The following is a 19494-nucleotide window of genomic DNA, read 5'->3' as shown; positions in this document are numbered from 1 at the left end:
CTGTTGCAGGCGTTGATATTTACGGTACCTATCAGACAACCACATGAACCTACTCAAATCCTTGGCTGCCGTCAGCTCGATGACGATGTTTTCGCGGGTGTTGGGCTTTGCCCGCGATGCGATCGTCGCGCGGGTGTTCGGGGCCGGCATGGCAACGGACGCCTTCTTCGTGGCGTTCAAACTCCCGAATCTGTTACGCCGTATCTTTGCCGAAGGGGCATTTTCGCAGGCCTTCGTGCCGATCCTGGCCGAATACAAAAGCCAGCAGGGCGACGAGGCGACACGCACTTTTATCGCCTATGTCTCCGGGCTGCTGACGCTGGTGCTGGCGGTGGTGACGGTACTGGGGATGTTGGCCGCGCCCTGGGTTATCTATCTCACCGCGCCGGGCTTTACCGATACGCCCGACAAGTTTGCCCTGACGTCGGCGCTGCTGCGCATCACATTCCCCTATATTCTGTTGATCTCGCTGGCGTCGCTGGTGGGGGCGATCCTCAATACCTGGAACCGCTTCTCGATCCCGGCCTTTGCGCCAACGCTGCTTAACGTCAGCATGATTGGCTTCGCGCTGTTCGCCGCGCCGTATTTCCACCCGCCGGTGCTGGCGCTGGCGTGGGCGGTGGTAGTGGGCGGCGTACTGCAATTGGGCTACCAGCTGCCGCACCTGCGCAAGATCGGCATGCTGGTGCTGCCGCGCATCAAATTGGGCGATGCCGGAGTCTGGCGGGTAATGCGTCAGATGGGGCCGGCGATCCTTGGGGTGTCGGTCAGCCAAATCTCGCTGATCATCAATACTATCTTCGCATCGTTCCTGGTATCCGGCTCGGTGTCCTGGATGTACTACGCCGACCGCCTGATGGAATTTCCTTCCGGCGTGTTGGGCGTGGCATTGGGTACCATCCTGCTGCCGTCGCTGGCCAAAAGCTTCTCGAGCGGCAACCACGATGAGTATTCGCGCCTGATGGATTGGGGGCTGCGCCTGTGTTTCCTGCTGGCGCTGCCGAGCGCCATCGCGCTGGGCATTTTGGCCAAACCGTTGACCGTCTCGCTGTTCCAGTACGGCAAGTTCAGCGCCTTTGACGCGGCGATGACGCAACGCGCGCTGGTGGCTTACTCGGTAGGGCTGATGGGGCTGATCGTGGTTAAAGTGCTGGCGCCGGGCTTCTATTCGCGGCAGGACATCAAAACGCCGGTCAAGATCGCTATCATCACGCTGATCATGACGCAGGTGATGAACCTGGCGTTTATTGGTCCGCTGAAGCATGCCGGCCTGGCGCTGTCGATCGGCTTGGCGGCTTGCCTGAACGCCTCGCTGCTGTATTGGCAGCTGCGCAAGCAGAAGATCTTCCAGCCACAGCCGGGTTGGGCGCTGTTCCTCACTAAGCTGGTGATCGCCGTGCTGGCGATGTCGGCGGTGCTGATTGGCGTGATGTGGCTGATGCCGGCCTGGGATCAGGGCAATATGCTGGAACGTTTGCTGCGTTTGGCGGCGGTGGTGGTGGCCGGTGTGGTGGCCTACTTTGGCGTGCTGGCCGGGTTGGGCTTCCGCCCGCGTGATTTTGCGCGCCGCGTCGCCTGAGCCGAATGCAAGAACAAAAAAAGGTCGCCTTGGCGACCTTTTTACTTTCCGCGCGGTGCGGTTTACATACGTTCGACGGTTTCGATGCCCAGCGTATCCAGGCCGGTTTTCAGCGTTTTAGCGGTCAGCAGCGCCAGCTTCAGGCGGCTCTGACGGGTTTCTTCGCTGTCGGCGTTCAGGATCTGGCAGTGCTCGTAGAAGCCGGAGAACAAGCCGGCCAGATCATACAGGTAGCTGCACATGACGTGAGGCGTGCCTTCACGTGCGACGGTGGTGAGCACCTCTTCGAACTGCAGCAGGCGGGTAGCCAGCGCAATCTCACGCTCTTCGGTCAGCGTCAGCGGCAGTGTCAGGCTGCTTTCGTCGATCCCGGCGCGCTTGAATACCGATGCCACACGGGTATAGGCGTATTGCATATAAGGCGCGGTATTGCCCTCGAAGGCCAGCATGTTGTCCCAGTCGAAGACATAGTCGGTGGTGCGGCTTTTCGACAGATCGGCGTATTTCACCGCGCCGATGCCGACCACGCGGGCCACGGTCTTCATTTCGTCTTGCGGCATATCCGGGTTTTTGCCGGCGATCAGCTGTTCGGCGCGTTCGATGGCTTCATCCAGCAGATCGGAGAGCTTCACCGTGCCGCCCGAGCGGGTTTTGAACGGCTTGCCGTCTTTGCCCAGCATCATGCCGAACATGTGGTGTTCCAGCGAGACGGACTCCGGCACGTAACCGGCTTTGCGCACGATGGTCCAGGCCTGCATCAGGTGCTGATGCTGGCGGGAGTCGATGTAATACAGAACGCGGTTGGCGCCCAGAGTTTCGTAGCGATACTTGGCGCAGGCGATATCGGTGGTGGTGTAGAGGTAGCCGCCATCCTTTTTCTGGATGATGACGCCCATCGGGTCGCCGTCCTTGTTCTGGTATTCGTCGAGGAACACCACGGTGGCGCCTTCGCTTTCCACCGCCAGCCCTTTGGCTTTCAGATCGGCGACGATGCCCGGCAGCATCGCGTTATACAGGCTTTCGCCCATCACGTCGTCTTCGGTCAGCGTGACGTTCAGGCGGTTATAGGTCAGCTGGTTTTGCGCCATGGTGATGTCGACCAGCTTGCGCCACATTTTCAGGCAGTACTGATCGCCGCCCTGCAGCTTCACGACGTAAGCGCGCGCACGCTCGGCGAACTCGGCGTCTTCGTCGTAGTGTTTTTTGGCTTCGCGATAGAACTGTTCCAAATCGGACAGGCCCATATCGCTGGCGTTTTCGTTCTGCATTTTTTCCAGGTAGGCAATCAACATGCCGAACTGAGTGCCCCAGTCACCGACATGGTTGGCGCGAATCACTTTATGGCCCAAAAACTCCTGGGTACGCGCCGCGGCGTCGCCGATGATGGTGGAGCGCAGGTGGCCGACGTGCATCTCTTTCGCCACGTTCGGTGCGGAGTAGTCGATAACGATGGTTTGGGGCTCAACCGGCGCAATGCCCAGCTTCGGTGCGTTCAGCACCTGATCGGCCTGGCGGGCGACCCAATCGCTGTTCAGGAAAATGTTGATAAAGCCGGGACCGGCGATTTCCACTTTACCGGCGACGTCGCCGAGATCCAGCAGTTGCACCACTTTTTCCGCCAGCTGACGGGGCGGCATGCCCAGCTTTTTGGCGACTGACATCACGCCGTTGGCCTGGTAATCACCAAACTGCGCCTTGGCGGAAGGGCGGACCTGCGCTTCGCAATCGGCTGGCGCGCCAGCGGCGATCAGCGCCTGACTGACTTTATCTGAAAGAAGAACCTGAATATTCACCGGGTTACCTTAATGACGAACGAGGGGCTGAAGCCAGCCCCTGCGGGATTCAACGGTGGCGGGCGCGATGGGCGACCGCCACAAAACAGCCTGTAATTGTAACCGATCTGACGGAGCCCGTCAGCAGTTGGCGCGGCCGCTGCGATGAAACAGTTGTCGAGGGCGGCGCGTTGATTGCCGGAAGGTGAAAGCAGAATGATCTGAACAGAATGTACGAAGGGGAGAGTTGCGAAGCTAGCGCTTTTTATTGCGGCGACCGGCATCCAGCGTGTTGGCGCTGCGTGATTTGAAATGACGGTAGATGGCGTATACGGCGATAATTATCAACACCAAGGATATCGTCAGCAATAACATAATGATCATCTCGAATTTAAATTTCCTCCAAAGTAGCTGAGTTGTCTTGGTGAATCAATTGCCCGGGGGTAAATTAAGATAATCCTTAGTTTCACATCAATTAGTGGGGTTTATTGTCTTCTTTTACAATAGGTTGTGCTTATGGTTTTATGTGGTTTCGATAAGTGGATCAGGTTTGATTAAACCAGACTATTCAATCGAGTTGCCCAATGGACTGCAGAGAGTTTTGTGCAAAATAACTTAAATCATAGCGTCATGAAGAAAAGGTATAATGGCTTGCGAAAAATCTTATTTTTTATTTTTCTGTTGCTTTAATAAGCTGTCATCTTAATAAGGGACTGGTTTTTTTATTCTCCCCGTCCGCAACCAAAAATCATTCTGAACTGCCGCCGAAAAACGTCGTAACGGTGGCGAGCGCTGCCGCCACCGTGTAAATTACCGCGTTTAACTTTGCGCTCCGTTGTTTTGAGGTTTCTATGACCACTCCCTTGCAGGCCATTGCCGAGCTTGACGATCTGAAGCTCGATTTGCCGCGTTTCGAGCAGGCGCTGCATCAATTTGCCGCCAAATTGCGGCTTGATCTGGCCGCGTTCACCGCCGATCACATCTCTTTGCGCTGTCACCAGAATGCCACCGCCGAACGTTGGCGTCAGGGGCTGATGCAGTGCGGGACACTGCTATCCGAATCGATGATCAACGGGCGGCCTATCTGTCTGTTCGATTTGTCTCAGCCGCTGGCCGTAGGGCCGTGGCGGATAGACTGCATCGAGCTGCCGTATCCTGGGGAGAAACGCTATCCGCACGAAGGCTGGGAACACGTCGAATTAGTGCTCAGTGGCGATCCTCAGACGCTGTACGCTCGGGCGTTGAGCCACCTTGCCGATGAGGCATTGTTGGCGCCGGGGATCAAGCTGAAGCAAAGCTCGCCAAAAGGCGAGGGCGAGCGGCTACCGAACCCGACGCTGGCCATCACCGACGGAACGGTTACGATCAAGTTTCATCCGTATTCCATTCGAGACATCGTCGCCAGCGAACAAGGTTAGCCAGGCAGCGCCGCACAGGCGCGCGCCATGCGATCGAGCGCTTCATCGAGCAGAGCCCATCGGCAACCAAAGTTAAGCCGTACAAAGCGCCGATCGCCGAAGTCCAGGCCGGCGCTTAACCCAACGCCCGCACGTTCGAAGAACTGATGCGGGTTATCTACCGGCAGTGCGCTGCAGTCTATCCAGGCCAGGTAGGTGGCCTCGACGGGCAGCAACGTCAATCCCGGCATGGCGTTGATACGTTTTGTCAGCCGATCGCGATTGGCGCGCAGATAAATCAACTGCTCATCCAGCCAGGGTTGTCCGTATTGATAAGCCGCCTGCGCCGCCACCAGCGCCAACAGATTGACCTCCGGCACGATGCCGCTGCGCGCGCGTTTCAGCTTTTGTCGCAATGCTTCGTTGGGAACGATCGCCAGTGAGGCGCCGAGCCCGGCGAGATTATACGTCTTTGACGGTGACATCAGCGTCACGCTGCGTTGGGCCGCGTCTTCATTCAGGGTGGCGAAGGGGATATGCCGCGCGCCGGGCTCAAGCAGCAGTTCGCAGTGGATTTCATCCGAACAGACGATTAAATCGTGTTCGCGAGCGAACTGATGGTGCTGCAACAACTCCTCTCGGCGATACACGGTGCCACCGGGGTTCTGCGGGTTGCACAGCAACAGGAGTTTTTCGTTGCCGTTGAGCTGATCATGCGTCGAGGAAAAATCCAGTCCCCAACGCTGGTTGACCGCTGTTAGCGATACCGGAAGGTGTTTACGCCCGGCGAATTTGGCCGCTTTGCGAAACGGCGGATAAATGAGCGAGGGGGCCAGCGTGCTCTGATGTTCTTCGGTGCAGGCCCGCACGCACAGGTTCAGGCCACACACCAGTCCAGGCAGGAAAATGATCCATTCAGGCTTGATGTGCCAATCGTAGCGCTCTACCATGCGGCGGATAAAAACCTCAATAAGATCAGGGGATGGGTGGGTGTAGCCGAATACGCCGTGTGCTACGCGGCGCTGCAAGGCTTCGATCACCGCCGGCGGTGAGGTGAAATCGCTGTCGGCGACCCACAGCGGGATGATGTCGCTGCCGCGATATTTATCCCACTTAACGCTGTCACTGTGACTGCGGTCTACCCATTGATCAAAATTGAATGCCATAGTGATAACCCTGAGCCGGTTTATGCCTATGCATGAGCCTACGTGAGAAATGAAGAAATGAACAATTGCCGCCGTATGTTGGCCGTTATCTGGGGGTGACAATGATAAAACTGGAAGTTTGTTGCTTTAGCGTCGACTGTGCGCTGACGGCCGAACGGGCGGGCGCCGATCGCATCGAGTTGTGCGCCAGCCAGAGCGAAGGGGGATTGACGCCGAGCTATGGCACGCTGCGTCTGGCGCGTGAGCGGGTTGCGATCCCGGTGCATCCGATCGTTCGCCCGCGCGGTGGCGATTTCTGCTACGGCGCGGTGGATTTCGAAGTGATCAAACAAGATATCCGCCAAATTCGCGAGATGGGGTTCCCCGGCGTGGTGGTTGGCATGCTGGACGACGAAGGGCACATCGATCTGCCGCGCATGCGCGAAGTGATGAGGCTGTGCGAAGGCATGGCGGTGACGTTCCATCGCGCGTTCGATATGTGCCAGAATCCGATGGTGGCGCTGGAGCAACTGACCGAGCTGGGTGTGGCGCGCATTCTGACCTCCGGCCAGCAGCAGAGCGCCGAACTTGGCCTGCCGTTGCTACGCGATTTGCGCCAGGCCAGCCAAGGCCCGGTGATCATGGCGGGTGCCGGCGTGCGCCTCAGCAATCTGCATAAGTTTGTCGATATCGGCCTGCATGAACTGCACAGCTCTTCCGGCCATCTGGTGCCGTCGACCATGCGTTATCGCAAGGCGGGCGTCACCATGTGTTCCGATAACGAATTTGACGAATTTAGCCATTATTGCGTGGATGGCGAAATGGTGGAGGCGATGAAAAACGCGCTGGCCTTGGTTGATCCTCTGGCGCAAAGCGCATAAACACGCAGTTAGCCGCGTTTGACAACCGGTTTCCGGGCCGTAAGACCCCTTTGCGTGTCACTGAGCCCTCGGCGATCACGCAAGTACCAGGCCCCGGCGTTTTGCCGGGGCTTTTTTTATGCCGCGAGAGACTATTGCAACGTGTCAGGCGAGAAGTCGAAGATTTCACCCGGGCTAATGCCGCAGGCTAAAATGCGCACCGTATTATTGCCACTGCCGGGATTGACCAAGATATCGTGGATAGTGCGATTGTTGTTCATGACAAAACGCGCGTAGTAAAGGTTGCCGATGCGTATCCAGGGAATAGCCTGATTGCTCTCGACAGTGTCGGTATAGTTATCGTTGAACGAGCGGGCCCAAATGCCAGTCGAAGCTTGCGCGGTAGATTGATCGCCGATAGAGGATGCGATGGCCCAGAATGTCCTCGGTCCCATGCTCCGATGAATACGTTGACCCAAACCTTTGTAGGCCGGGTTGTCGCCAGTGGCTGTCAGAAGATTGCTGTCTACCGTCAGTTTCCCGTCGATAAACCAGCCTGTAGGCTGATTATCAGCACCGATGGCGATCAGATTGCTGTTCGTCAAATAATTTAGCGGGGCCTCATGCAGCTGATAACTGCGCTGTGCAATGCTCAGTGTGCCTCTGAGAATGTTGTAACCCGCTTCATTGTTCAGACTGCCGTTTGTCCACATTGGCATAACGGTGTTGCTGAATGAGAGTTGATACCCAGCGTTAGCTTCGAAGCGAATAGCCTGGGGCGACAGTGTGCCCTTGGGCCCATTGGCGGTAGCGAAGTTAACATTACTGATTTGAACTGGGGTGATATTAGATTGGCTGGTGGATTTTCTTAATACCAGGAATCCCCCAACGGCATCACCATAATCATTGATGTAGGAACCGTTGGCGATTTGAATATTGGCGGAGGAATCTGAGTCGATATCGATGCCGGTACCATTTCTGTCTGCCATGAAATTGCTTAGGCTGAGACCGCCTAAATAGGAAGTTCCTTGTGTTGTGGTTTTGATAAAGATCTTTTTGCCATAAGAGAATACATTCACCATAAACGTATTGTCGTGGCGATCGAAATTGAAAGCACAAGAACCGGCTACGGCGATAGAGGCAGTAACCGCGTTTTCTGTCGGACGCACGACATTGGCATTGACGTGAACATTGGTAAATCTGTTGATGTCCCTGCTTTCATAAACCCTGTAGTCGCAGCGGACTGCCCAACCGTAGATATTCTCAAAGTTGTTGGCTTCTCCTCGAGCTTCAACAAAGTCATAGGCGCCTACATAACGGCAGTTGGCGACTGACAGAGCGCCACCTGCGGTAATGGTGGCACCGTATTGAACGAATGTCTCCGGCTGGGTGGCAGTATATTTTTGATCCGGGTAGAGGAACGACCAACCATCAAAGACAACATTCTTATCGCAGGCGAAACAAACCGTACCCGCGGGTTTTTTGATAATGAAAGCACTGTCGTCCGCAAGGCCTGCCCGATTAGGGCCATTGCTTGTGAGGCTTGCAGGGCCTTGAGCAATACCGCGACGGGAGCCTCTCACAGTGACGCCGCTAGCGACGTTGATAGGTTGAGCACTGGTCAGCAGATATTGAGCATTTTCCGAAGCATAGACCACTTTGTTTTTTAAACTCGCGGCATAGTTTAATGTCGCGCTGATTGCTGCATCCGAGGCGGAGGCACCACTGGGATCGGCGCCGAAGTGATCGAAACTAAGTTTCTGCTCCAGTCGTTTCCAGCGGGCTCCTCCCGATGTAACCACCACGGTGCCGTTATTATCCGCACTGGTTGTATCCGTTTTCGCATAATAGAATTCTCCGCCGCCGGCGAAACGTCCGGCGGCGTGAGAAACTAAAAAGACAATCTGGTCATCTGTAACTGGCGTCAGATTACGCAATTCACTGATATTATTTACACTAATCATATTGCTCATGGAATTTCTCCTGTTGGTTGGCAACATGATTGTCAATCAGATGGGACGATTGAAACAGTCGATAAGGTTTGTAGGACGCTGATACAGCGTAAAGTCAGGCCCCGGCGTTTTGCCGGGGCTTTTTTTATGTTTTGTAAAGACCATTCGCCCGTTTCAACGTGGTATCTCGGTCGACCAACCCCCCATCTCTTCTTGCGATCGTCATGTCCTGCTGATAAGTTTGTGAGTTAAAATCCTTTAAATATCATAATATTAAATGATTTTTTGATATGTATTGATGCAGTAAATGATTGGCGCCATGCCTCTCAATGCTGCGTCTGCATTTTCATGTCCGAACACAGCTTGGCTGATGGCCGGAACATCACAGCATCAATGAGGAGAGCCGTCAGCTCGACTGCAGAGCGCGTTGGCGGCGGATTTAACAAGGAGATAATGATAATGACCCGAACGGCACACTGTTGGACCGCGGCGCTTTTACTGACGTTGGCCCTGACCGGCTGCCAGACCGCCAAGCGGCCCGTTTCTACATTGAGTAAGCCGCCCAGTGCAGAAGAAGTTGCGGAGCAAGATAAGCGGCAGCGTGAGGCCGAGCGCATGCAACAGTGCCAGCGCGAACTGGATGCCATGCGCGGCATGGATAACGAGAAATATCAGAAATTCAAACGCGAGTTCGATACCTTGATGAGCGGCGCCGCGCAGTATGCCGGGGTACGTCAGCGGGTCAATACGGGCACGCAGGAAACCGTCGACGCGCTGTATCGTTATCGCACCAGCCGTCTCTGCGCAGACATCAGTTCTGCCATGATGACCGGCCTGGCTGAGCGCGGAGAACGCGCCCAATGACCCCTCGTGCAAGAAAGGCATTACTGAGCCTGATGATACCGCTGGCGTTTGCGCCAGCGGTGGCCGCGGCGGATGACGATGTGCCGGCGTTATTGCAGTTTGCCGAGCGTTATCAGCGGCAGGATGCACCGGCGGCTGATACCGTGGTTACCCCATCTCGGGAAACCCAAAAGCCGGCGTCCCGGCCGATTCAGATTCGTGAAACGGCTGCGCAGAGAAAGCAACTGACGCAGCTGCAAAAGGCGCTGCGTGAGAAAGAGACTCGATTGGAACAACAGCAAGCCGCTATTCAATCACTGCAGCAGGAGCTGACCGCGCTGCGCGTTGCGTCATCCCTGACGGCTGCCGATAAACCGGCACCTGCTCCCGATCTGAGCGCGTTGAGCGACTTCGCCAGCGGCGTGCGACAGGCGCTGAATCTGACGCCGCAGGAACGCAAGGCTCAGGCGCAGATCGCCGAAGCGCAAGCCGCGTTAGCGCGGCAAAAGCAACAAACCGCGGAGCGAGATCGGCGCATTGCCTTGCTGGAACAACGGCTGGCGGCCTTGCCTAAACCAGCGGAAAACGTTCGGCAGCAGGTTTGGGAGGAGAAGCTGGCGGCGGCGCAAACCGCCAACGATAAAGCGCGTCAGCGTTATGAACAGGACAAAAAAGCGGCCGCTGCTGAGCTGGAACGACAGAAGGCCGAAGCCGCCAAGTTGACGGGGGAACTGCAGCGGCAGCTGGCACAACTGCAGAAAGAACAGGGTGTCCAACGACAACAGGAGGGGCAACAAGAGAAAAGCCTGAAGACAGCGCTGGCGCAGCAACAGGCCGAAGCCGCCAAGTTGACGGGGGAACTGCAGCGGCAGCTGGCACAACTGCAGAAAGAACAGGATCTCCAACGCCAACAGGCCGAAAAACAGGAGAAAAACCTGAAGATGGCGCTGGAGCAGCAAAAGACCGAGACCGCCAAAGCGACGGGGGAACTGCAGCGGCAGCTGGCAGCGCTGCAAAAAGAGCGTGATGACCAACGCCAGCAGGCCGAGCAGCAAGAGAACAGCCTGAAGGCGGCGCTGGCAAAGCAGGCGATAGAAGCCGCCAAAGCGACGGAGGAACTGCAGCGGCAGTTGGCGCAACTGCAGGAAAAAAACAAAACGCAAACCGAGCAGGCCAAAACGCTGGAACAACGTCTGGCGGCGGTGACGGCGGAAAGCGCGCAGGCAGCGCAGAAGAGGGATGAAGCGACGCAACGGGCGGATAAAACGGCGGCGGAGCTGGCTGCCGCCCATCAGGCTCAGCAAGCTTTGCAAGACGAACTGAGCGGGCTGAGATCGCGGGCCAAATGGTTGCCGGAGGTGAAAACGCTGAAGAAAAAGCCGGAACAACAGAGCTATGCTGCCGGCGTCGCCCTGGGGCGCGATATCCAAACGATGCTGGCGGAGCGTAAAAATTGGGGCATCACACCCGATAAAACCGTGCTGCTGGCCGGCGTGATCGATACCTTCAACGGCCATTACCAGTTGAGCGATGCGCAGCTGACCCGCGCATTGGCGGAGTCGGAAAAAGCGGTGAACGACGCCAGAAGTCAGGCGGCGAAGAGGCAAACCAGCAAAGGCGAAGCGTTCGTTGCCGAGTTCAAAAAGAAGAAGGGCACGCAGAAGTCGCCAGCCGGCTTCTGGTATCGCATCGATTATGCGGGTGATGAAACCATTGCGGAAAACGCGCGGGTGGATATCGTGGTGAAAGAGAGCTTAACCGACGGCAGCGTGATCCAGGATATGGATCGCAGTGGAAAGGTGATGTCTCAGCCGCTTTCCGCCTATCCGCCGTTGTTCCGCGAGGCGATCGGCCATCTGAAAAATCACGGTTCGCTGACGATGGTGGTGCCGCCGGAGTTGGCGTACGGTGAAACGGGCTATGCGCCGCAGATCCCGCCGAACGCGACGATGGTGTATGAGCTGCGGATTGTCGATGCCGGCAACGGGTAAGTTGAGGCCGGCTCAGGCCGGCCCGATTAGCAAGCGCTAGGGCTTTTTGGCGGTCAATACGGCGCGCAGCGGCGCAGGATAGCCTTCAACCGTTTTGCTGCGGTCGTTCGGGTCGAGGAATTCAGCCAGCGACTCGCTGGTCATCCAGTCTGTACGGCGCTGTTCTTCGAGGCTGGTGACGCACATATCGGCGATTTTCACGTCGACGAAGCCGCATTTCTCCAGCCAGCATTTCAGCGCTTCGGCGGAAGGAATGAAATACACGTTGCGCATCTGCGCATAACGGTCGCCCGGCACCAGCACCTGGTGGCGATCGCCTTCCACCACCAGCGTTTCCAGCACCAGTTCGCCTTCAGCTACCAGCTGATTTTTCAACTGATACAGATGATCGAGCGGCGAGCGGCGGTGATACAGCACCCCCATCGAGAACACGGTGTCGAATGCCGCCAGTTCCGGCAACTGCTCGATGCCGAGCGGCAGCAGGTGGGCGCGCTGATCGCCGCCCAACAGCTTGCGCACCGCTTCGAACTGGCACAGGAACAGCTGCATCGGATCGATGCCTACGGCAAAGTGTGCGCCGGCGCCGATCATGCGCCACAGGTGATAACCGCTACCGCAGCCGACGTCGAGAATGGTGCGTCCGGCCAACGGGGAGATGTGCGGCAGCACGCGATCCCACTTCCAGTCGGAATGCCATTCGGTATCGATATCGATGCCATACAGCGAGAACGGCCCTTTACGCCACGGCATCAGGGTGCGCAGCATTTTCTCGACGCCTTCACGCTGGCCCGGCGACAGGCCAGGCTCCATCTCAGCGCGCACGCCGTGCAGCAGATCGAGACGGGTGGGGGTCAGCGTCGGCAAATGCTCCACCGAGTTGAACCACTGCTTGAATTTGCCGTGCAGCGATTCGCGTTGCCAGGCGCTCAGCTGCGCGGGCAGCGTATCCAGCCAGTGGCTGAGGGGGCTCTTGGCAATGCGCTGATAGAAATCACCGAATTCGATCATTGCGCATCCCCCGCTTTCAGGGCGATCAGCGAACCGAAGTTGAAGCACTGGAACCACACTTCAGCATGCTCGAATCCGGCCTGTTGCAGACGCGCCTTGTGCGCCTCCACCGAATCGGTCAGCATCACGTTTTCCAGCATGCTGCGTTTTTGGCTGATCTCCAGCTCGCTGTATCCGTTGGCGCGTTTGAAATCGTGGTGCATGTTGAACAGCAGCTCGCCGACTTCGGCGTCTTCAAAGCTGAACTTCTCCGACAGCACCAGCGCGCCGCCTGGGCGCAGGCCACGATAGATTTTCTCCAGCAGGCGCAGGCGATCGGCCGGCTCGAGGAACTGCAGCGTAAAGTTCAGTACCACCATCGAGGCGTCTTCGATGTCGATGTCGCGAATGTCGGCTTCGATAACCTCAACCGGCGTGTCGGCGCGGAAGGCGTCAATATGGCGGCGGCAACGTTCCACCATCGCCGGCGAATTGTCGACGGCGACGATATGGCAGCCGGGCACCTTGATATTCCGCCGCATTGACAGCGTCGCCGCGCCCAGTGAGCAGCCCAGGTCATACACCCGGCTGTCGGGTTGCACAAAACGTTCGGCCAGCATGCCGATCATCGAGATGATGTTGGAATAGCCGGGAACGGAGCGTTGGATCATGTCGGGGAACACTTCGGCGACGCGTTCGTCGAAGGTCCAGTCGCCCAGTTTGGCGATGGGGGCGGAGAAAAGAGTATCGCGGTTTGGCATAGCGGCAAATCAGTTCAGAATTCGAAGCTGCGTAGTCTAACAGAAAAGCGCAAAAAAGCGGAGCGGAAGCAGGCGGCGCGGCCGCCTGATGATAAAACGGGATCAGTGCAGGCTGAAAATCAGATCCCAAGGCAGATAGAAGATATTTGCCAGAACCATCAACAACAAAGAGATATAGGTCGCGGCCATGCCTGAACGGCGCCAACGAACCTCGCGGTTGCGTAAACCGTAGTAATGCACCAACCGCCCGGCCATCAGCATCAGGCCGCAGAGGTGAATCATCCAGATTTCTGCGCCGTTCATTTCCATGATCACCAGCAATACGGCAGCGATAGGAATGTATTCAACGGCGTTGCCATGCACGCGGATGGCGGTCTGCAATTCGTAGAAACCGCCGTCGCCGTAGGCTACGCGGTACTGCATCCTTAACCTGACTACGTCATAAGAGAGTTTGATCAACAACAATGCGCCGAGCACCACATAAAGCGCGCTTACCATTTTTAACTCCGTTCCCTAACCAAAACTGGCAGCCAGCATCATAGCCGTCATTGTATTCACTGTCGCGGGGAAATATTTGATGTTATTGGTCAGATTAATAGGTCAAAACAGTGCATCTTGTTCTGGCCAGTCTGGCGGCGCAGGCAAATCAGGGATCGCCAGGCGCAACTGCTGCCAAATTTTTTGCGCCTGCTGGGGCGAATCGCCGTTGTCCGGCGTATGAATAAACAGATAGGGCTGATGCTGTTGCTGCCACAGCGGCAGTTTTTGTTGCCAGGCTTCGAACCAGCGCAGGTTATCGGCCAGTTGGTCACCGCCGATAAAGCGCACCAACGGTTGGTCGGCGGTGACCAGAGCGTGTACCGGCAGCTTCGGTTTTTTCTGCTGGGCATCGCGCACGGCGGCGGTATTGGGGGCGGCGTGATGCACCGGGCGGCTGTCGAGGATCACCCGATTGATGCCGCGCTGGTGTAACCCCTGATTCAACGCGCGCTCTTCCTCACCCTTGGCGAAAAACGCCGGATGACGCACTTCTACGCCGTAAGTGAACTCCTGCGGCAGGCTTTCGAAGAACTGCCACATGCGCGGCAGCTCATCGGGGCCGAAGGCGGCGGGCAGCTGCAGCCACAACTGGCCGATGCGCTGATGCACCGGGCTCAGGCAGTGGTAAAACGCCTGTAGCTCGGCGGCGCAGTTGCGCAGGGCGGCCTTGTGGCTGATGTCCGACGGGAATTTGAAGCAGAAGCGAAAATCGTCGCCGGTCATGTCGCGCCAGCGCTGCACGATTTCCAGTTTCGGCAGCGCGTAGAAGGTGGTGTTGCCTTCCACGCAGTTGAAGTAGCGGCTGTAATCCGCCAAATCACGCAGCCCGATACGATTCCAGGCTGAATGTTGCCACTGCGGCAGTCCGATGTAGATCACGGCGTCGTCTTCCTTTACTTGTGCTTGGTTTATCAGGCTACAACTTAACGTTACCGCTCGAGCGCGGCAAGAATTTCGCCGGTGTCGCGCACCCGCGCCAAACGCGGGAAGATGTGTTCGAACGCGAAGCGGTGCATTTCCGCGTTCTGCGCGCTGCAGACGTCTTCGGCGATCACCAGCTCATAGCCGTGCTCCCAGGCGGCGCGGGCGGTGGATTCCACGCCGATATTGGTGGATATGCCGCCCAAGACTACGGATTTGATGCCGCGGCGGCGCAGCTGCAAGTCCAGATCGGTGCCGTAGAAGGCGCCCCATTGGCGTTTGGTGATCAGAATATCGTTGTCGCAGACCGCCAGCGGCGCGGGGAATTCCCACCAGCTGGCCGGCAAACCGCCGGCGGGCGCGGGAGCCGGTTTATCCACCGGTTGTTTCAGCGCCTCGGCGAAGGAGTCTGACCAACCGACGCGCACCAACAGCACCGGCGCGCCCAGCATGCGAAAACGCGCGGCCAGCAGGGCGGCGTTCGCCACCACCTGGTCGGCGCCGTGCGGGCCGACGGCGTAAGGCAGAATGCCGTTTTGCAAATCGATCAGCACCAGAGCGGTGGTTTGGGCGTCAAGTTTCAGCATGGATTTCATCTCGTTGCGAAGTGGATAAAAACTGTTCGGCGCGTCGGGCGAGCTGCGTTCGGCGCAAAACCGGGGGAGAATCAGGCTACGTGAAAAAACTGTCGCAGGTTAATGGGAAATTTGTTAACCGATGTGTTGATTCGAACAAAAACGCGCCATTTAGTGCAGTAACAATGCTGTGTTCGCACTTATCGGGCGGATGAATTTCCTTTATAATGACTCCCTTTTTTCAACACTCTTTAATCCAACGACCTATGCCGATTTATGAATATGCATGTGGTGCTTGCAACCATCGGTTAGAGAAATTGCAAAAATTTTCCGATGCGCCGCTGGCAGACTGCCCGGCGTGTGGGCAGCCCGCGTTGACCAAGTTGATTTCATCTTCCGGTTTCCAGCTTAAGGGCACCGGCTGGTATGCGACGGATTTTAAACCGGGCAACAAGTAGAATTTATCAGATAACAGCCGCGCGACAGGGGCGCAGTAGCCCGGCGCGGCATCGGCTGTGTAAAAGGATAGCGTATGCGTACTGAATATTGCGGGCAGTTGAATCTGTCCCACGTGGGCCAGGAAGTCACTCTGTGTGGTTGGGTCAATCGTCGTCGCGATCTGGGCGGCCTGATCTTTATTGATATGCGCGACCGTGAAGGCATCGTGCAGGTGTTCTTCGACCCGGACGAGAAAGTGGCGTTCGACAAGGCCTATGACCTGCGCAATGAATTTTGCATCCAGATCGTCGGCACCGTGCGTGCGCGTCCGGACAGCCAGATCAATAAAGATATGGCCACCGGCGAAGTGGAAGTGTTCGCCCACGCGCTCGAGATCATCAACCGCTCCGAGCCGCTGCCGCTGGACTCCAACCAGGTCAACAGCGAAGAAGCGCGCCTGAAATACCGTTACCTCGATCTGCGTCGCCCGGAAATGGCCGAGCGTCTGAAGACCCGCGCCAAAATCACCAGCTTCGTACGTCGCTTTATGGACAGCCACGGTTTCCTCGACATCGAAACGCCGATGCTGACCAAAGCGACGCCGGAAGGCGCCCGCGATTATCTGGTGCCGAGCCGCGTGCACAAGGGCAAATTCTACGCGCTGCCGCAGTCTCCGCAGCTGTTTAAACAGCTGCTGATGATGTCCGGCTTCGATCGTTACTATCAGATCGTCAAATGCTTCCGTGACGAAGACCTGCGTGCGGACCGTCAGCCTGAATTCACCCAGATCGACGTCGAAACCTCTTTCATGACCGCCGAGCAGGTGCGTGAAGTGATGGAGAAGCTGGCGCGCGAACTGTGGCTGGACGTGAAGGGCGTGGATCTGGGCGATTTCCCGGTCATGACCTTCGCCGAAGCGATGCGTCGCTTTGGTTCCGACAAGCCGGACCTGCGTAACCCGCTGGAGCTGGTGGACGTGGCCGACCTGGTCAAGGACGTCGAGTTCAAAGTGTTCTCCGGCCCGGCCAACGACGACAAAGGCCGCGTGGCGGCGATCCGCGTACCGGGCGGCGCACAGCTGACCCGCAAGCAGATCGACGAGTACGGCGCTTTCGTCAACATCTACGGCGCCAAAGGCCTGGCCTGGCTGAAGGTCAACGACCGCGCCGCCGGCATGGAAGGCGTGCAGAGCCCGATCGCCAAATTCCTCAGTGCGGAAGTGCTGGAAGCCGTCCTGGCGCGCACCGACGCGCAGACAGGCGACATCCTGTTCTTCGGCGCAGACAGTTTCAAGATTGTCACCGATGCGATGGGCGCGCTGCGCCTGAAGCTGGGTCGCGATCTGGGGCTGACCCAACTCGACAGCTGGGCGCCGCTGTGGGTGGTTGACTTCCCGATGTTCGAAGAAGACGAAGAGGGCGGCCTGGCGGCGATGCACCACCCGTTCACCTCGCCGCGCGACATGAGCCCGGAAGAGCTGGCCGCAGCGCCGGTCAACGCCATCGCCAACGCCTATGACATGGTGATCAACGGTTACGAAGTGGGCGGCGGTTCGGTGCGTATTCACCGCAGCGAAATGCAGCAGACGGTATTCAGCATTCTGGGCATCGACGAACACGAACAGCGCGAGAAGTTCGGCTTCCTGCTGGACGCGCTGAAGTACGGCACGCCGCCGCACGCCGGCCTGGCTTTCGGCCTGGACCGTCTGGTGATGCTGCTGACCGGCACCGACAACATCCGCGACGTTATCGCCTTCCCGAAAACCACCGCGGCGGCCTGTCTGATGACCGACGCACCGAGCTTCGCCAACCCGGCGGCGCTGCAGGAGCTGGCGATCAGCGTGGTAAAGAAAGCCGGTGCGGAACAAGAGAGCGAGTGATGAGTTACAAGCGCCCTGAATCTATCCTGGTAGTGATTTACGCGAAATCCAGTGGTCGGGTGCTGATGTTACAGCGGCGCGACGATACCGAGTTCTGGCAGTCGGTCACCGGCAGCCTGGAACAGGATGAGTCGCCGCCGCATGCCGCGCGGCGTGAGGTCATGGAAGAAGTGGGCATCGATATCGAAGCAGAGCACCTGCCGTTGTTCGATTGCCAGCGCTGCGTGGAGTTTGAACTCTTTGTCCATTTGCGACATCGCTATGCGCCGGGAACCACGCGCAATAAAGAGCACTGGTTCTGTCTGGCGTTGCCCGAGGAGCGCGATCCGGTGATTACCGAGCATCACGCTTACCAATGGCTTGAGGCGGCCGAGGCCGTGAAGTTGACCAAGTCGTGGAGCAATCAGCAGGCGATTGAAGAGTTCGTGATCAATTCAGTCCAGTAGTTTTTTTCGGAGATTTTTTATGGCAGGTCATAGTAAGTGGGCCAACACAAAGCACCGTAAAGCGGCGCAGGACGCCAAGCGCGGTAAAATTTTCACCAAGATTATTCGTGAGCTGGTCACGGCCGCCAAGCTGGGCGGCGGCGATCCGGATTCCAACCCGCGTCTGCGCGCGGCGATGGACAAGGCGCTGTCGAACAACATGACGCGCGACACCATGAACCGTGCAATCGCGCGCGGCGTGGGCGGCGATGATGATACCAATATGGAAACCATCATCTATGAAGGTTACGGTCCTGGCGGCACCGCCGTCATGATCGAATGCCTGAGCGACAACCGCAACCGCACCGTGGCGGAAGTGCGCCACGCCTTTACCAAATGCGGCGGCAACCTCGGCACCGACGGTTCCGTGGCTTATCTGTTCACCAAGAAGGGCGTGATCACCTACGCACCGGGCCTGGATGAAGACAGCGTAATGGAAGCGGCGTTGGAAGCCGGTGCGGAAGACATCGTGACCTATGACGATGGCGCCATCGACGTGTTCACCGCCTGGGAAAGCCTGGGCGCGGTGAAAGACGCGCTGACCGCGGCGGGCTTCGAAGCCGAAGCGGCGGAAGTGTCGATGATCCCATCGACCAAGGCCGACATGGACGCGGAAACCGCGCCTAAGCTGTTGCGCCTGATCGATATGCTGGAAGACTGCGACGACGTGCAGGAAGTTTACCATAACGGTGAAATCTCCGACGAAGTGGCGGCGACGCTGTAATCCGGTAAAACGGGCGCCGCCGTTCGGCGGCGCCGTGCATGCAAGGTGGATGTAGATATGGCGATCATACTCGGTATCGATCCCGGCTCGCGCGTCACCGGCTATGGCCTTATCCGCCAGCAGGGGCGCCAGTTGAGCTATATCGCCAGCGGCTGCATCCGCACGGTGGTGGACGACATGCCGACGCGGCTGAAGCTGATTTACGCCGGCGTCAGCGAGATCATCACCCAGTTTCAGCCCGATTTCTTCGCCATCGAACAGGTGTTTATGGCCAAGAACCCGGATTCGGCGCTCAAGCTCGGCCAGGCGCGCGGCGTCGCGATCGTGGCGGCGGTTAATCAGAACCTGGAAGTGTTCGAGTACGCGGCGCGGCAGGTCAAACAAACCGTGGTCGGCACCGGCGCGGCCGAAAAGGCGCAGGTACAGCACATGGTGCGCTCGCTGCTCAAACTCTCGGCCAACCCGCAGGCGGATGCCGCGGATGCCCTGGCCATCGCCATCACCCACTGCCACCTCAGCCAGAACGTGCTGCGAATGAGCGAAGGGCGGCTGAACCTGGCGCGCGGGCGTTTGCGCTGACGCGAAACGATGATTGCTCAGGCTGGATATTCATCCAGCCTTTTTTATGTTATAAGCTTTACCAGC

At 57.7% G+C, this 19494-nt stretch carries 18 protein-coding genes; 10 read left to right on the top strand and 8 right to left on the bottom strand.

All coding sequences use genetic code 11. The features are described from left to right. Positions 1-43: 43 nt before the first annotated feature. A complete protein-coding gene (gene murJ / locus WFM45_RS09975) occupies positions 44-1579 on the top strand; it encodes a murein biosynthesis integral membrane protein MurJ (RefSeq protein ID WP_015378142.1) in 1536 nt (511 codons plus the stop codon). 62 nt (positions 1580-1641) lie between these two features. Here the strand turns inward: murJ and argS are convergent, their stop codons facing one another. After that, complete coding sequence (gene argS, locus WFM45_RS09970) at positions 1642-3372, bottom strand: arginine--tRNA ligase (protein WP_015378141.1); 1731 nt, start codon at positions 3370-3372, stop codon at positions 1642-1644. An 830-nt stretch (positions 3373-4202) separates the two neighbouring features. Here argS and WFM45_RS09965 point away from each other — a divergent pair. Further along, a complete protein-coding gene (locus WFM45_RS09965; RefSeq protein ID WP_004929646.1) occupies positions 4203-4769 on the top strand; it encodes a VOC family protein in 567 nt (188 codons plus the stop codon). On the opposite strand, the gene WFM45_RS09960 is transcribed toward WFM45_RS09965, so the two are convergent. Continuing rightward, complete coding sequence (locus tag WFM45_RS09960) at positions 4766-5914, bottom strand: MalY/PatB family protein (protein WP_099982280.1); 1149 nt, start codon at positions 5912-5914, stop codon at positions 4766-4768. The two genes, WFM45_RS09965 and WFM45_RS09960, sit on opposite strands and share 4 nt — an antisense overlap. A 101-nt stretch (positions 5915-6015) precedes the next feature. On the opposite strand from WFM45_RS09960, the gene cutC reads away from it, so the two are divergent. Next, complete coding sequence (gene cutC / locus WFM45_RS09955; RefSeq protein WP_015378138.1) at positions 6016-6774, top strand: copper homeostasis protein CutC; 759 nt, start codon at positions 6016-6018, stop codon at positions 6772-6774. 131 nt (positions 6775-6905) lie between these two features. Here cutC and WFM45_RS09950 read toward each other — a convergent pair whose 3' ends face one another. Next, positions 6906-8726 (bottom strand): exopolysaccharide biosynthesis protein, encoded by a 1821-nt coding sequence (locus WFM45_RS09950; protein ID WP_261125596.1) that lies wholly within the window; start codon positions 8724-8726, stop codon positions 6906-6908. A gap of 438 nt (positions 8727-9164) precedes the next feature. On the opposite strand from WFM45_RS09950, the gene WFM45_RS09945 reads away from it, so the two are divergent. Both WFM45_RS09945 and WFM45_RS09940 read left to right on the top strand, forming a co-directional pair. Further along, positions 9165-9569, top strand: coding sequence for a hypothetical protein (locus tag WFM45_RS09945; RefSeq protein ID WP_015378136.1), 405 nt, complete (start codon positions 9165-9167; stop codon positions 9567-9569). A 32-nt stretch (positions 9570-9601) separates the two neighbouring features. After that, positions 9602-11539, top strand: coding sequence for an FKBP-type peptidyl-prolyl cis-trans isomerase N-terminal domain-containing protein (locus tag WFM45_RS09940; RefSeq protein WP_443005629.1), 1938 nt, complete (start codon positions 9602-9604; stop codon positions 11537-11539). A gap of 36 nt (positions 11540-11575) precedes the next feature. Here WFM45_RS09940 and cmoB read toward each other — a convergent pair whose 3' ends face one another. The 5 genes from cmoB to WFM45_RS09915 form a co-directional block, all read right to left on the bottom strand. After that, on the bottom strand, positions 11576-12547 hold the full coding sequence (cmoB, locus tag WFM45_RS09935) for a tRNA 5-methoxyuridine(34)/uridine 5-oxyacetic acid(34) synthase CmoB (protein ID WP_015378134.1): 972 nt from the start codon (positions 12545-12547) through the stop codon (positions 11576-11578). After that, positions 12544-13287, bottom strand: a complete 744-nt coding sequence (cmoA, locus tag WFM45_RS09930) for a carboxy-S-adenosyl-L-methionine synthase CmoA (protein WP_015378133.1) — start codon at positions 13285-13287, stop codon at positions 12544-12546. Before cmoA ends, cmoB begins: the two co-directional genes overlap by 4 nt. Before the next feature lie 102 nt (positions 13288-13389). Further along, entirely contained in the window at positions 13390-13785 is a 396-nt protein-coding gene (locus WFM45_RS09925; protein ID WP_004932387.1) for an MAPEG family protein, read from the bottom strand. Between the two features lie 102 nt (positions 13786-13887). Continuing rightward, positions 13888-14703: a DUF72 domain-containing protein gene (locus tag WFM45_RS09920; RefSeq protein ID WP_031299685.1), complete on the bottom strand. Its 816-nt coding sequence runs from the start codon at positions 14701-14703 to the stop codon at positions 13888-13890. Between the two features lie 53 nt (positions 14704-14756). Then, positions 14757-15335: a hydrolase gene (locus WFM45_RS09915; RefSeq protein WP_336955365.1), complete on the bottom strand. Its 579-nt coding sequence runs from the start codon at positions 15333-15335 to the stop codon at positions 14757-14759. 215 nt (positions 15336-15550) lie between these two features. Between WFM45_RS09915 and WFM45_RS09910 the strand changes: the two genes are divergently transcribed. The 5 genes from WFM45_RS09910 (at position 15551) to ruvC (ending at position 19428) form a co-directional block, all read left to right on the top strand. Then, entirely contained in the window at positions 15551-15781 is a 231-nt protein-coding gene (locus WFM45_RS09910; RefSeq protein ID WP_320204121.1) for an FmdB family zinc ribbon protein, read from the top strand. A gap of 74 nt (positions 15782-15855) precedes the next feature. Continuing rightward, entirely contained in the window at positions 15856-17640 is a 1785-nt protein-coding gene (aspS, locus tag WFM45_RS09905; RefSeq protein ID WP_336955363.1) for an aspartate--tRNA ligase, read from the top strand. Beyond that, positions 17640-18086 (top strand): dihydroneopterin triphosphate diphosphatase, encoded by a 447-nt coding sequence (gene nudB, locus WFM45_RS09900; protein ID WP_004932373.1) that lies wholly within the window; start codon positions 17640-17642, stop codon positions 18084-18086. Before aspS ends, nudB begins: the two co-directional genes overlap by 1 nt. Before the next feature lie 19 nt (positions 18087-18105). After that, positions 18106-18849 carry a YebC/PmpR family DNA-binding transcriptional regulator gene (locus tag WFM45_RS09895; RefSeq protein ID WP_004932370.1) on the top strand — a complete coding sequence of 248 codons (744 nt, stop codon included), beginning with the start codon at positions 18106-18108 and terminating at the stop codon, positions 18847-18849. Between the two features lie 57 nt (positions 18850-18906). After that, entirely contained in the window at positions 18907-19428 is a 522-nt protein-coding gene (gene ruvC / locus WFM45_RS09890) for a crossover junction endodeoxyribonuclease RuvC (RefSeq protein WP_004932367.1), read from the top strand. The last annotated feature ends 66 nt before the right edge of the window (positions 19429-19494 follow it).

Origin of the sequence: Serratia sp. KG1D, from assembly GCF_037150675.1 — a bacterium.
Lineage (GTDB): Bacteria > Pseudomonadota > Gammaproteobacteria > Enterobacterales > Enterobacteriaceae > Serratia > Serratia nematodiphila.
Note: the sequence above shows the minus strand (reverse complement) of the source record. Positions and strands in the feature narration are given on the sequence as shown.